This is a genomic window from Pseudomonas sp. PS02303, assembly GCF_029959925.1.
GTDB classification, from domain to species: Bacteria; Pseudomonadota; Gammaproteobacteria; order Pseudomonadales; family Pseudomonadaceae; genus Aquipseudomonas; species Aquipseudomonas mandelii.
The window spans coordinates 12,036-24,800 of record NZ_JASCOM010000026.1 but is presented as its reverse complement, the minus strand read 5'-3'; the positions used below and the strand labels follow the sequence as shown (position 1 = coordinate 24,800).

Annotated in this window: 14 protein-coding genes; 3 read left to right on the top strand and 11 right to left on the bottom strand. The window is 57.1% G+C overall.

What is annotated here, in order from left to right; genetic code table 11:
- Positions 1-28 precede the first annotated feature (28 nt).
- Positions 29-769, bottom strand: coding sequence for a winged helix-turn-helix domain-containing protein (locus tag QMX98_RS09620; RefSeq protein ID WP_221106816.1), 741 nt, complete (start codon positions 767-769; stop codon positions 29-31).
- A gap of 499 nt (positions 770-1,268) precedes the next feature.
- On the opposite strand from QMX98_RS09620, the gene QMX98_RS09615 reads away from it, so the two are divergent.
- On the top strand, positions 1,269-2,102 hold the full coding sequence (locus QMX98_RS09615) for an undecaprenyl-diphosphate phosphatase (RefSeq protein WP_077748253.1): 834 nt from the start codon (positions 1,269-1,271) through the stop codon (positions 2,100-2,102).
- Between the two features lie 53 nt (positions 2,103-2,155).
- Here QMX98_RS09615 and dusA read toward each other — a convergent pair whose 3' ends face one another.
- Complete coding sequence (gene dusA, locus QMX98_RS09610; RefSeq protein ID WP_282410646.1) at positions 2,156-3,151, bottom strand: tRNA dihydrouridine(20/20a) synthase DusA; 996 nt, start codon at positions 3,149-3,151, stop codon at positions 2,156-2,158.
- A gap of 243 nt (positions 3,152-3,394) precedes the next feature.
- Between dusA and QMX98_RS09605 the strand changes: the two genes are divergently transcribed.
- Complete coding sequence (locus QMX98_RS09605) at positions 3,395-3,595, top strand: hypothetical protein (protein WP_282410645.1); 201 nt, start codon at positions 3,395-3,397, stop codon at positions 3,593-3,595.
- Between the two features lie 133 nt (positions 3,596-3,728).
- Here QMX98_RS09605 and QMX98_RS09600 read toward each other — a convergent pair whose 3' ends face one another.
- The 9 genes from QMX98_RS09600 to QMX98_RS09560 form a co-directional block, all read right to left on the bottom strand.
- Entirely contained in the window at positions 3,729-4,520 is a 792-nt protein-coding gene (locus tag QMX98_RS09600) for a transporter substrate-binding domain-containing protein (protein WP_042932713.1), read from the bottom strand.
- Between the two features lie 160 nt (positions 4,521-4,680).
- Positions 4,681-4,950, bottom strand: coding sequence for a heavy metal-associated domain-containing protein (locus QMX98_RS09595; RefSeq protein WP_010456118.1), 270 nt, complete (start codon positions 4,948-4,950; stop codon positions 4,681-4,683).
- Positions 4,951-5,048: 98 nt separating this feature from the next.
- Positions 5,049-5,471, bottom strand: coding sequence for a hypothetical protein (locus tag QMX98_RS09590; RefSeq protein WP_282410644.1), 423 nt, complete (start codon positions 5,469-5,471; stop codon positions 5,049-5,051).
- A 104-nt stretch (positions 5,472-5,575) separates the two neighbouring features.
- Entirely contained in the window at positions 5,576-5,968 is a 393-nt protein-coding gene (locus QMX98_RS09585; protein WP_102594041.1) for a hypothetical protein, read from the bottom strand.
- A gap of 85 nt (positions 5,969-6,053) precedes the next feature.
- A complete protein-coding gene (copD, locus tag QMX98_RS09580; RefSeq protein WP_102594042.1) occupies positions 6,054-6,989 on the bottom strand; it encodes a copper homeostasis membrane protein CopD in 936 nt (311 codons plus the stop codon).
- 3 nt (positions 6,990-6,992) lie between these two features.
- The gene (gene copC, locus QMX98_RS09575) at positions 6,993-7,364 is read right to left on the bottom strand and encodes a copper homeostasis periplasmic binding protein CopC (RefSeq protein WP_010456110.1); all 372 of its coding nucleotides are present in this window, start codon (positions 7,362-7,364) and stop codon (positions 6,993-6,995) included.
- Between the two features lie 56 nt (positions 7,365-7,420).
- A complete protein-coding gene (locus QMX98_RS09570; protein WP_042932716.1) occupies positions 7,421-8,308 on the bottom strand; it encodes a copper resistance protein B in 888 nt (295 codons plus the stop codon).
- 10 nt (positions 8,309-8,318) lie between these two features.
- Entirely contained in the window at positions 8,319-10,016 is a 1,698-nt protein-coding gene (locus tag QMX98_RS09565; protein ID WP_282410643.1) for a copper resistance system multicopper oxidase, read from the bottom strand.
- A 159-nt stretch (positions 10,017-10,175) separates the two neighbouring features.
- Positions 10,176-10,880 carry a murein L,D-transpeptidase catalytic domain family protein gene (locus QMX98_RS09560; RefSeq protein WP_282410642.1) on the bottom strand — a complete coding sequence of 235 codons (705 nt, stop codon included), beginning with the start codon at positions 10,878-10,880 and terminating at the stop codon, positions 10,176-10,178.
- A gap of 81 nt (positions 10,881-10,961) precedes the next feature.
- Here QMX98_RS09560 and QMX98_RS09555 point away from each other — a divergent pair, with 81 nt between their 5' ends.
- Positions 10,962-12,713, top strand: a complete 1,752-nt coding sequence (locus tag QMX98_RS09555; protein ID WP_282410641.1) for a L,D-transpeptidase family protein — start codon at positions 10,962-10,964, stop codon at positions 12,711-12,713.
- Positions 12,714-12,765 lie beyond the last annotated feature (52 nt).

The following is a 12,765-nucleotide window of genomic DNA, read 5'->3' as shown; positions in this document are numbered from 1 at the left end:
AATGCAATAACTCCCTGCATATTAATCATCAGGCGGTCGAGATGAGACCCCTGACGAGACGATATCCATGCCCACGAATACTTTGAATGGCGTTGGTGCCATACATGCCTTTTATCTTGCCGCGCAGGCGGCTGATAGATTTTTCCAAGGCCCTTGGGTCATAAAACGTTATATTCAGACCCATGATTCTGGCGATTTCATCATGGCTCAGTATTTGATTTTTTGTTTCGGCAAAGGCTTCCAGGATTTTCATTTCCGGAAACGAAACATCCAGTTTTTTATAGTCTCCAATCAGGCACATACGCGTGGGGTCCAAGAGCAAACTGTGTTGCTTATGCCATTCTGCGCTATTAAAAAACTCGGAAAGTACGTCCGGGTTATCTTCAGGAAGCGTACTGAATTTAATGCAGTGGTCGGCGCCGGCAAGATAGTATCTCATCTTGTTGTAGGTGCCTTTGCCGGTGATGGCTACAAAGATAATAAGGGCCTGGTTATCGGCACGCATATTTTCCACCAAGGCGATGCTTTCATCAAACGCCTGAGGGCTGTCAATGACAATGAATACTGCACGGTATGAATGGAAACCCTTATTTTTTCTAAACAAGTTGTTGAAACACATAGTGTCAACGGGTATATCATGCGCTACATAGCTTGCAACTAATGTCCTGAAACCCTCAGCTAAACTATGGGTCCGCCCAATGGTGAGAATACCCGTCACCTCCTTTGTGTGGCTGTGGCTGGTATTCGTTAATTTCCCTGTAAGCATCATGCTTTGACTCGGCTGGGTGCTGACATTTGGATGTTAAAGCACCAATTCTCATTTGTGACTGACAATTGGTAACATTTCCCGGGTTTTCAAGCAGGTGTCACAATTTTTTTAACATTGTTGAGCAATCTGGCGAGATCCTTTGTGCCCCTGATGCTTGGCATGCACAGTGGCAAATAGGCATCATTGTGCCATCTTTTCGCGCAATGTCCCGCTTTTCCAGTTCAATAAGCCTGGGTGGGCGGTTGAAGCTGCCTTAGTTGGATTTTTATGGAGGCCTTATGAGTTGCCAGAACTAGGCTGCTTTAAGTGCCGGTTTTAGTATGTGTTTTGTTTGGAACTGGCTGATATTTCTTGTTATGTAACGTTCTGGTGGGTGGTGACATTCATGGACAATTATTAACGTTGAGTTTTAATGCAGGTCTGAATGCGTTTTACTGACTCGTTGGCGATAAAATCGTCAGTTCGTCAGCAGTTTTGCTTTTGTGGATGAGGGGGGGTAATGGATTTTTGGACTACCGTAACGGTATTGATTTTAGGCGTGGTGGAAGGGCTGACAGAGTTTTTACCCATATCAAGTACAGGGCACCAAATCATTGTCGCGGACCTGCTCGGCTTCGGCGGTGAGCGTGCCATGGCTTTCAATATCATCATTCAACTTGGGGCCATCCTGGCCGTGGTCTGGGAGTTTCGGCGAAAGATCCTCGAGATCGTCACAGGCTTGCCAACCCAACGTAATGCGCAACGGTTTACCTTGAACTTATTGATCAGCTTTATGCCTGCCGTTGTATTAGGTGTATTGTTCGCCGATAAGATTCACGAATATCTGTTCAATCCAATCACCGTGGCGGTGGCATTGGTAGTGGGCGGTATCGTTATGTTGTGGGCTGAGCGGCGGGAACATAGGGTGTATGTCGACCATGTTGACGACATGCGCTGGACCGACGCGTTAAAGGTCGGGTTCGCTCAATGCCTGGCGATGATACCGGGCACCTCACGCTCAGGATCGACCATTATCGGTGGGTTGCTATTTGGACTGTCGCGCAAGGCAGCCACCGAGTTCTCGTTCTTCCTGGCCATGCCAACCATGGTCGGTGCCGCCGTCTACTCAGGCTACAAATATCGGGATCTGTTCCAGGCTGGCGACCTGCCAGTCTTCACCTTGGGCTTCGTCACCGCGTTCTTTTTCGCCATGATCGCCGTGCGCGGCTTGCTCAAGTTTATCGCCAGCCACAGCTACGCCGCGTTCGCCTGTTACCGAATTGCATTCGGTCTGGTGATCCTGGCCACATGGGCATTCGGTTGGGTTAACTGGACTGAAGCAGCAGCGCTCTGACACGTGAACCAGGCTGCGGACCCACCAGCCTGGTATTTAAAAGATAAAACGGATTAACGCCCTTCAAGCAACTCAGCTGCCTGATCCAGCAACGCCAAAGGCTCTTTAGCCTTGTGGATATCCACCGACAACAACTGCCGAAACTTGCGTGCCCCCGGGAACCCGGTGCCCAGCCCCAGCACGTGCCGGGTGATATGGTGCATCGAACCGCCCGCATCAATATGCGCCGCTATATAAGGCCGCAACTTCGCCAGCGCCTCCGCCCGGCTAATCACCGGCGCCGTACTGCCGAACAATTGCTGATCCACCTCAGCCATCACATAAGGGTTGTGATACGCCTCGCGGCCCAACATCACACCGTCAAACGTTTGCAAATGCGCGTGACAGGCTTCCAGCGTCTTGATCCCGCCGTTAAGAACAATCTCCAACTCCGGAAAGTCCGCCTTCAACCGCGCCGCCACGTCATAACGCAGAGGCGGAATGTCACGGTTCTCTTTCGGCGATAAGCCCTCCAGAATCGCAATCCGCGCATGTACCGTAAAACTCGTGCACCCTGCATCCCGAACCGTGCCAACAAAATCAACCAATTCCTCGTAACTGTCCCGCCCATTAATCCCGATCCGGTGCTTCACCGTCACCGGAATCGACACCGCATCGCGCATCGCCTTCACACAATCCGCCACCAGCTGCGGATGCCCCATCAGGCACGCGCCGATCATATTGTTCTGCACCCGATCACTCGGGCAGCCGACATTCAGATTCACCTCGTCGTAACCGTGGTCCTCAGCCATACGGGCGCAGGCGGCCAAGTCTAGAGGAACGCTGCCGCCGAGTTGCAGGGCCAACGGGTGTTCGGCTTCGTTGTGACGGAGGAAGCGTTCGTGATCGCCATTGAGGAGCGCGCCGGTGGTGACCATTTCGGTGTAGAGGAGGGCGTTTTTCGATAATAGACGTAGGAAAAAGCGGCAGTGGCGGTCAGTCCAATCCATCATCGGCGCCACGGAGAATCGGCGGGAGAGCGGGGCGGGTGTGGCGGTGATTGGGGGCATTGGGGGTCTGGAATCGATGGGGCTGGGAGGTGGGAGAGTTTATCAGGAATGGGCTTTTGAGGTGGAGACGAGTCTTACTGGGGTGGCGTTGCAGCAGAACAGAGCGCCTTTTTTGCCTCAGGAAACCGCCTTGGCTGAACCAATCCTGTCGCCCAGCCAAGTTTCATAATGTCTGACGAATTGGCGTCCTAGGATGAGGCGTAGTCGAACTGCCACGCTTCCAGCCCCCCAGGAACCTGAAAAATGATCTCAAATCTCTTCAAAGTCATGATGATCACCAGTGCCTTGCTGTTAAGCGCCTGCTCAGGCGTCAGCACCAGCACCTGTTTTTCAGATGGCTGCCGATCGTTCGATGGCCATGGCGCCAACAAGTTGAACCTTGGCGGAAGCGCTATCGGTAGCAATTTCAGCGAGTACAGCTCAGGGTTGCTCCATGACGACTAAGGCGTAATGCCCCCGACGGAAGATGTTTCCGTCGAGGCGCGTTGTTACCTGATGTACCGCGAGTGCTGAATGAGGGACTGCTTCTCAGCTGGACGCGGCTTCGCCAGCGCTTGCGTGGGACGATGGGTGGTGGTTATTTAGGGGCGGGCGTTGCTATCCACTCGCTCAGGACTTTCTGATAGTTACCGGTCACCTTGGCCAGGTGCAGCCATTGGTCGACGTATAACTTCCAGGTCATGTCATCGCGGGGCAACAAGTAAGCCTTCTCGCCGTACTGCATGAACTGGCTCGGGTTAACCGCGCACAACCCGGGTTTAAGTTTCTGCTGATACAACGCTTCCGATGCATCGGTAATCATCACGTCAGCCCTCTTATCCAGCAGCTCCTGGAAGATCGTCACGTTGTCGTGAAGGCTCAATTGCGCCTTGGGCAGAAACGCGTGGACAAACGCTTCGTTGGTGCCACCGGCCGGTTCAACCAAGCGAACCGAAGGCTGGTTGATTTGTTCGACGGTCTGGTACAGGGCCTGATCTTCGCAGCGCACTAACGGGATTTTGCCGTCGACATCCAGTGTGGTGCTGAAGAAGGCTTTTTTCTGGCGTTCCAGGGTGACCGAGATGCCGCCGACGCCGATGTCGCACTTGCCGGCCAGCATGTCGGGCATCAGCGTTTTCCACGTGGTCTGCACCCACTCAACCTTGACGCCGAGGCTGTCGGCCAATGTGCGGGCCATGGCGATGTCGATCCCCGAGTACTCGCCGTTCTCGGCTTTGGAGGTATAGGGTTTGTAGTCCCCCGTCGTACACACGCGCAGTTGGTTTTGCTGGATGATGCTGTCCAGATGCGAAGGGCCGTCCTGTGCCTGAGCGCCGAAGGATAGAGCGAGCAGGCCACCGAGCATCATTGTGCATTTTATGGTTTTCATTTTTGGCGGGCTTTTATCCGGGTGGGTTAGAAAAAGTGGAGTGTAGTGAAACAGTTTCCCGGCTGCTATCCACGACGAAAAAGGGCGCTCATTGTGGGAGCGCCCCTTGTTGTGTTTGCACAATGCGGTCTGGCCTCGATGTCATCCTGGCCGTTCGGACTCAGTGACAACAGCAACTGGAGCCGCCGCACCCCGACTTTTTCTCGACGCTTTGGGGGCGTTCACCCTTCAACACGCTTGCTGGATACCCTGCCTCATTCAGTGCCGATAACAGGACATCGCTGTCGATGTCCCCGGTCACTTTGACCCGGCCAGACGCCAGGTCGACAGTCACTTCACCAACCCCGGCCAGTGGCAGCAACGCAGCGTTGACGTGTTTGACGCAACTGCCGCAGCTCATGCCTTCGACTTGCAATTCTGTACCGTTCATTGCGTAAACCTCTTTCGCCATGAGTGGCGGTGGTGTGATGACAGGGTTCGATGGTTGACCTTGCCACGATGGCAAGGTCAAGTGCTTCTTTCAGGCGGTTACTGCGCCATCGGCATCTTCATCATGCTCGACTGCTGTTCCATCATTTTCATCATCATGTCCATCATCTGTTCTGCGTGGTTCTTGTCGCCGGACATGCCTTTGCCCATACCCATGCCCATGCCCATGCCCATGCCTTGGCAATGGTTGTGCATCATGCCCATGCTGTCCTTCATCGTGGCCATGCCTTCTTGCATGGCGGCCTGGCGTTCGGCGGGGGTTTTGGCGGCGATCATTTTTTCGTGGGCCGCCTGCATTTTTTCCATCTGTTCGCTCATGGCCTTGTTTTGCGTGGTGGTGGCGGCGGTGGCGGTGGCCGGTGTGGTTGGCGGTGTGTCGGGGTGATGCTCCTCGACGGCCATAGCAACCAATGGGCTACTGATGAGCAGTGCGGCGACGAGTGCTTTGAAGTGCGTATGCATGGCAATCTCCAGTGAGTCAGGGACGTACAGGAACTATTGAGCCGCGCTAAAGAGGCGAAGCCAAAGGAGGGGCGGCCGGAACTCCGGACGCTCGGAGAGTGGTTTTAATCGTTGAAGCGAACGAAGCGCAGGCGCGCTGGCGGCCGGGGTGGCGCCGGTCGGTGTAAGGTGAGAAACGCGAACGGAGTCTGGGAGCGGACACTCAGAATCAGCGCAGGCAGCAGAAACAGGACGGCCCAAAGGGCGTGTTCGAAGGTGGGCAAGGTCTGTGCGGGGGGCAGTGCTGTGGCGCTGTGTTCGCAGTATTGCAGGCAGCCGCTGGCATGCTGCTCATGACTATTGTCATGGCCAGCGCTGCTGGTGATTTCATGGGCGGCGTTCAGATCATGGGGCGGCAGGCTAAGACAACCCTGGCTCGCCGCTACCGCAAAGGCTAACAGCCACAGTGCGAGCACTTGGCGGATCAGCAGCGGTAGATGGGTGCGAAGCCCGTGCATGTCTGGTATCCGATCTGAGGGTTATTTTGAGCGTAGCCCTGTGTAGGGGGCTGTCGTTGATCTATATCAAGTGGCGCCCTTTACATTACTCCGCGGCCATTTCCATCTCTGGACTCAACGTCCCCAGCCAGGCCACCAGCCCAACAATCAGAACGGCCGCAGCCAACTCCATCACCACGCTGCGCCGCAGTGCATTCGCCGCTACCCAATACTGCCCGTTGCGCAACGACCTCTGCAAAAACGGTCCAAGGTGAAACCGGTTCAACGCGGCGAGCACCAGCATCCCTGCAAACAAGGTGACTTTGATAAACAGCAAAATCCCGTAGGTGCTTAGAAATAAGTCATCAAGCTCCAGCCCAACGATGAAGAGGTAGTTCACAACACCCGTGACGGTGATGACGACCACAATCAACGCGCCCACCAGTTCAAACCTTGTCACTGCGCGGGCCAGCAGCCGGATGCGCTCTTCGGTTTGCAGAACATTGGCTTTCGCCATCAACGCAAGCGCCACTAGCGCTCCCAGCCACACTCCTGCGGCCAGCAAGTGCAGGATGTCGGTGGTGAAATGCCAGACACGGCGGATGCCTTCATCCATCGCGCCATGTCCGTTCCAGGCGAGAGAGGCGAGGGCGATACCGCCAGCAATCGTCGCAACCAGCAAGCCAACGCCAGGGGCACGATGATTGAGCATCACCGCCAATCCACCAACAACCAGTGCGACGATACGCACGACCCAGGCCAGGCCCATGTCCGTTTCCAACACCATCATCTCGACGTGTGGACGTAACTCGGCAAAGGCCGTTTCACCGCTCATGGCGCTCGCCATCACTACCATGCTCGCAATAGACAACAGCAACCCAAGCGCCGCCGTCCCCGCCAGCATCAACCGAAACGGTAACACCGCGCCTGACACGCGTTCCCGCCCTTTAAGGCTGTACAACCCAAACAGCGGCAAGCCCAACAGCAGCATCAAATCCACATACAAGCCAAACCGCAGGGCAATGCCGATCGAGTCGCTCATTCATCACTTCACTTTGAACGTAACATTGCCGGTAATCGGGTGAGTGTCCGAAGACACCGCGCGCCATTCGACTTTGTAGGTGCCGATGGGCAGTGGCGAAAGCGGGGTGATGACCATGGTTTTCGGGTCGCCGCCGCCGGAGACTTTGGCTTTCATCGGCATGGGGGCGTGGGCCATGCCGGGCATTTCGGTCATGACCAGTTTCGCGCCGGAAAACTGGGTCATGAGATTTTCGGAAAAGTGCAGTTCGATTTTGGCGGGTGCTGCGCCGACTGCACCTTCAGCGGGGGTGGAGGACAGTAATTTCGGGTGGGCTTGAGCGAATGTGCTCAGCAGCAGTCCCAGGGCAACAACGGTGGTTTTGATCATGCGCATGCGAGGCCTCTTACCGTTTTCAACGGTTGGTTTTTGGTTTTTATGAGTTGAAGCGTTTAAAACCACAGCCGAACGCCGAGGACCAGGCGCGCTTCGCTGCGATCCTCACCTTCATCGTTGGCGTAATCGGCGGTTTTGCCGTAAGTGCGGTTCCAGGTCACGCCAATATAGGGCGCGAACTCCCGGCGGATTTCGTAGCGCAGCCGCAGGCCGGCCTCGGTGTTGGATAAGCCGGAGCCGATACCCCGCTGTGGATCGTTTTTGCCGTAGAAGTTGAGTTCGGCGGTCGGCTGCAGAATCAGCCGATTGGTCAACAGGATGTCGTAGTCGCCTTCCAGTCGTGCAGCGGTTTGGCCGCCCTCACCGATGAAGGCCGTGGCTTCGGTTTCAAAGTTGTAAAGCGCCATGCCTTGCACACCGAAGGCGGCCCAGGTTTGTGGGGCACCGGGTTTGAAATCCTGGCGCACGCCACTCACCACGTCCCACCATGGGGAGATCGCATGGCCCCACAGGGCCTGGATTTCGGCGTCTTCGGTCTTGCCGTTGGTGCGTTCGCCTTCGGAGCGCAGCCACAGACGGTCGATGTCACCGCCGATCCAGCCTGACAGATCCCAGGCCAGGACGCTGCCGTTGTCCGCGTCCTGCCATTCGAGTTTGTCGGCAAGGAAATAATAGTTGAGTGCGGTGTCATGCACGCCGTGGCCGGTCGGGCTGGCATACACGGCGGCGCGGTCGGCGTCGGTCAGCGTCGGGATCGGCGTGCGGCTTTCAGTCGGCGCGGCGGGCTGCATCTGGCCGTCATCCATGCTTTGCATCTGGCTGTGGTCCATGCCGGTCATCTGGCTATGGTCCATACCCTGCATGTCGTCAGTGGCGGCCATTGCCGAAGAGAGCGTCAGGCCCGCGGTCACGAGTGCTAAAGATATTGGAGTCAATCGGGTCATGGGATGCGCCTCATTCTTCCACGCGAACTTCACGGAACATGCCCATTTCCATGTGGTACAGGAGATGGCAGTGATAGGCCCAGCGGCCGAGCGCATCGGCGGTGACCCGATAGCTGCGCCGGGAGCCGGGCGGCATGTCGATGGTGTGTTTGCGCACCATGAACTCGCCATTCTCGTCTTCGAGGTCGCTCCACATGCCGTGCAGGTGAATGGGGTGGGTCATCATCGTGTCGTTGACCAGCACAATCCGGACGCGCTCGCCGTACTTGAGGCGCAGCGGCTCGGCGTCCGCGAATTTCACGCCGTTGAACGACCAGGCGAATTTCTCCATGTGGCCGGTGAGGTGCAGCTCAATGGTGCGGCCGGGTTCGCGGCCGTCCGGGTCTTCGAAGGTGCTGCGCAGGTCGGAGTAGGTCAGGACTCGGCGTCCGTTGTTGCGCAGGCCCAGTCCGGGATCGTCGAGCTTGGGCGAGGTGGACATGGCTTGCATGTCCACCAGCGGGTTGTCCTTTTCCGTCTCTGGATGAGACTGCATGCCGGCCATGCTGCTGTGATCCATGCCTGCCATATCGCCCATGCTGCTGTGGTCCATGCCGCCCATGCCCATGTCATCCATGGTCACTAACGGTCGAGGGTCCAGGGCCGGGATCGGCGCCGACAAACCAGGCTTCGTTGCCAGCGTACCCCGTGCAAAACCCGTGCGATCCATCGATTGCGCGAACAGCGTGTAAGCCGCTTCGGTCGGCTCGACAATCACGTCAAACGTCTCTGCCACTGCGATGCGAAACTCGTCGACGCTCACCGGTTTGATGTGCAAACCGTCGGCTGCGACTACCGTCATTTTCAACCCGGGGATGCGCACGTCGAAGTAGCTCATGGCGGAGCCATTGATAAACCGCAGCCGCAGCTTCTCGCCGGGGCGGAATACACCGGTCCAGTTCATGTCCGGCGCCTGGCCGTTCATCAGGTAGGTGTAAGTGGCGCCGCTGACGTCGGCGATGTCCGTGGGGTTCATCTTCATCTCGGCCCACATCGTTCGATCCGCGACGGTGGCTCCCCAACCTTTTTCGCTGACGTCATGGATGAAATCACCCACGGTGCGCTTGTAGTTGTAGTAATCCGACTGCTTTTTCAGCGTCTTCATCAGGCCGACGGCGGTTTCGTCGGTCCAGTCGGTCAGCATCACCACGTAATCACGGTCGTACTGGAATGGCTCTGGCTCCTTGGCATCGATGACCAGCGGGCCGTAAACGCCGGACTGTTCCTGAAAGCCCGAATGGCTGTGATACCAGTAGGTGCCGTTCTGCCGGACTGTGAATTGGTAGACGTACAGGCCGCCCGGTTCGATGCCGTGAAAACTCAGGCCCGGTACGCCGTCCATGTTGGCCGGCAGCAAGATGCCGTGCCAGTGAATGGACGTGTCGACTTTGAGCTTGTTCCTCACCCGCAACGTCACCGTGTCGCCTTCGCGCCAGCGCAGCAGCGGGCCGGGAATGCCGCCGTTGATGGCGATGGCGGTGCGCGGGTTGCCGGTGATGTTGACCGGGGTTTCGCCGATCGACAGATCGAAGTCGGTGCCCGTCAACACCTGAGGTTCGCCAGGGCTGGTGATTGCCCAGACCGGCGTGCGCCATAAGCCGAGGCCACCCAGCAGTCCGCCTGCGGCCAGCCCTTTCACGAAGGTGCGTCTTGTAGTGTTGGAATGCATGCCGTTGTGTTCCCTGTCCGTCAGCTTGGAGCTAGCTTGACGATGAGGCTAACGAGCGGTGCCTTTCAGAAGGCTGAGGCTGAGATTACAGTTTTGACAGTTTCACCGATGTAGGCGCGGTGAAGCAGGAGGGAGGCGCCACTGGACGGGCGCCTGTTCTTAAAGGTGTTTTTTTGGCGTGGATGTATCAGCCACCGTGCCGTTGCCACAATTGATATACGAAGAAGACTTCAACCAACGCTGATCCGGATAGTAGGAAAACAACAGTTGGCCTCCCTTCATCGAATCAATCAGCCGACGAGCAACCGCGGGTCTGACCGCCGGGCAGCCGAGGCTTCTGCCAATACGTCCATTCGCACGGGCCAGGACCGGACTCACATAAGGCGCGCCATGAATCACGATGGCCCGGTCAAACGCGTTGTCATTGAAACCCGGCTCCAGGCCTTCCATGCGTAGCGAGTAACCGTTCTGTCCGACATAGCTCTGCTGGGTGCGATACAACCCGAGGCTGGTGGCGAAGCTTTCATTCTGGTTGGAGAAGTTGACGGCCATGTTTTCGCCGCTATTGCGTCCATGGGCGACCAGTTCATGAAACAGCAACTTGCGCTTCTTTAAATCGAACACCCATAGACGTTGCTCGGTCGAAGGCAGCGAATAATCAATAACCGCAAGTCTTTGGACAGGCGCTTTGCCTTGAGCGATGCTGCATTGCGAGGCGCGAACGGCGAGGTTGATGACGTTGGCGTTAGCTTTCGGGGCCGCTTTGATGAGGGCGGCCGCGAGCGAATCGGCGTAGGCTGACGGTACGGACATTGCAGTCAGTAGCAGGGCCGAGAATAGATAGCCAAAACGTAGTGGCGCCATACAGATGTCTCATCATGTTAAGTTCGAGTCTAGCAGTGCGTTGCCAGCCGGGCGTTGAATGCGGGGGATTAAGGATTATTCATGGTGCTTTTAACAAGGTTATTCGTCATAAGCCGCGTATTTTTTATGGGCTTTCTGATAAGCGGCACAGCACTTGGGCAAACGTCGTCGATTGAGCCGCTAAATGCGCCTACCTCCATTATCGAGGCTGGAGCGGATGATAACGTCGGTCAAGCGATTCAGGCCGCGCTTGAACCGCTGAAAACCGCTTTTCCGCCGCTGCTGACCGCACCACGCAATCGTCGAGTGGATGTCAGCCGGCTGGTCATGGATTTTTATACCCATCGTGCCTATCGCGCGGCGTGGACCAATGACAGCGATGTCGCGCAATTGATCTCCAGCCTGAACGCGACTGAGGCCGACGGCTTGACCCCGGCGGACTTTCATATCGATGAATTGGTCCGGTCGCAAACCACGATGCATACGACACCGGTGACGCCAGAGCAGCGGGCGGCTTTCGATTTGGCGACCACGCATACGTTTATCACCGCGCTGCTGCAGTTGCGGCGGGGCAAGGTCGACCCTTCGCGGCTCGACATTCACTGGAATTTTGATTCGAATGGCGTCGATCCACGTGACGACTTCAATGCTTTCTTCGCCGCACTCGACAATCACGACGTGGCCAAGGCTTTTGCCCAGGCACCGCCGCAAGAAGCGGTGTACGTCGGTTTGCGTCAGGCCCTGGCGCAATTGCGCGGCATTCGGGACCGGGGCGGCTGGCCGAAAGTGATTGTCGACCATTCGCTCAAACCCGGCATGGACGAACCGGCGGTCGCGCAATTGCGCGCGAGGATGGTCGCGGCCGGTTTTCTCGATCCGCGATTGATCCACGGCACCCAGTACGACGGCGCCGTCACCGCCGCGGTGAAAAAGTATCAGAACGAGCAATACCTGAGTGCGGACGGCATGGCAGGGGCGACAACACTGGCAGCGCTGAACGTGCCCGTTGATGCACGCATCGACCAGGTCCGTGTGAACATGGAGCGTGCACGTTGGCTGCTCTACAAACTCCAGGGCACATTCGTCATCGTCGATATCGCCGGCTACAAGGTGGCGATGTACCGCGATGGCGTGCCGATCTGGCGATCCCGGGTGCAGGTCGGTAAAGCGGCGCGCAATACGCCAGTCTTCCAGGCGCAGATTACCTACATCACGTTTAACCCGACCTGGACAGTGCCGCCGACGATCCTCAAGGAGGACGTGTTGCCGAAGATCCAGAGCAACCCGGGCTACCTCGCCGCCAATCGCATTCGAGTGCTTGATCGCGAAGGCAATGTGCTCGATCCATCGAGTGTGGACTGGACCAATCCACGCGGCCTCACGTTGCGCCAGGACGCCGGGCCTGAAAGTTCGCTGGGCCGGGTGGTGATCCGCTTTCCCAACGACTATGCGATTTACCTCCACGACACACCGCACCGCGAGTTGTTTGCCAAAACCATCCGCGCGACCAGCTCGGGCTGCATTCGGGTAGAGAATCCGCTGCAGCTTGTGGAATTGTTGTTCAACGACCCGGTCCGGTGGAACAGCGAAGGTATTCAAAAGCAGTTGGCCAGCGGCAAGACCGAGAACATTCGGCTTCCGGTGAAAGTGCCGGTGTTGCTGGCGTACTGGACCGTGGATTTGGGCAGCGACGGGCGAGTGGCGTTCAAGCCTGATGTGTATGGCTACGATGCGCCGGTGTTGCGGGCGCTGAATCGGCCGTCGCCGATGCCAGTGCTGGATTTGCATTCGGCGGTGGGGTCGGTGGTGGCGGCGGGACCGGCGCGGCAGTAGGGGATTGGACTTGATAGTAAGTCCGTCCCCTTTCCGGTGTGGGTGATCTGTC

What these genes read in the sequence shown, in the direction of transcription:
- QMX98_RS09620 (WP_221106816.1), bottom strand. Translation starts at nt 769, where the DNA reads ATGATGCTTACAGGGAAATTAACGAATACCAGCCACAGCCACACAAAG.
- QMX98_RS09615 (WP_077748253.1), top strand. Translation starts at nt 1,269, where the DNA reads ATGGATTTTTGGACTACCGTAACGGTATTGATTTTAGGCGTGGTGGAA.
- dusA (WP_282410646.1), bottom strand. Translation starts at nt 3,151, where the DNA reads ATGCCCCCAATCACCGCCACACCCGCCCCGCTCTCCCGCCGATTCTCC.
- QMX98_RS09605 (WP_282410645.1), top strand. Translation starts at nt 3,395, where the DNA reads ATGATCTCAAATCTCTTCAAAGTCATGATGATCACCAGTGCCTTGCTG.
- QMX98_RS09600 (WP_042932713.1), bottom strand. Translation starts at nt 4,520, where the DNA reads ATGAAAACCATAAAATGCACAATGATGCTCGGTGGCCTGCTCGCTCTA.
- QMX98_RS09595 (WP_010456118.1), bottom strand. Translation starts at nt 4,950, where the DNA reads ATGAACGGTACAGAATTGCAAGTCGAAGGCATGAGCTGCGGCAGTTGC.
- QMX98_RS09590 (WP_282410644.1), bottom strand. Translation starts at nt 5,471, where the DNA reads ATGCATACGCACTTCAAAGCACTCGTCGCCGCACTGCTCATCAGTAGC.
- QMX98_RS09585 (WP_102594041.1), bottom strand. Translation starts at nt 5,968, where the DNA reads ATGCACGGGCTTCGCACCCATCTACCGCTGCTGATCCGCCAAGTGCTC.
- copD (WP_102594042.1), bottom strand. Translation starts at nt 6,989, where the DNA reads ATGAGCGACTCGATCGGCATTGCCCTGCGGTTTGGCTTGTATGTGGAT.
- copC (WP_010456110.1), bottom strand. Translation starts at nt 7,364, where the DNA reads ATGCGCATGATCAAAACCACCGTTGTTGCCCTGGGACTGCTGCTGAGC.
- QMX98_RS09570 (WP_042932716.1), bottom strand. Translation starts at nt 8,308, where the DNA reads ATGACCCGATTGACTCCAATATCTTTAGCACTCGTGACCGCGGGCCTG.
- QMX98_RS09565 (WP_282410643.1), bottom strand. Translation starts at nt 10,016, where the DNA reads ATGCATTCCAACACTACAAGACGCACCTTCGTGAAAGGGCTGGCCGCA.
- QMX98_RS09560 (WP_282410642.1), bottom strand. Translation starts at nt 10,880, where the DNA reads ATGGCGCCACTACGTTTTGGCTATCTATTCTCGGCCCTGCTACTGACT.
- QMX98_RS09555 (WP_282410641.1), top strand. Translation starts at nt 10,962, where the DNA reads ATGGTGCTTTTAACAAGGTTATTCGTCATAAGCCGCGTATTTTTTATG.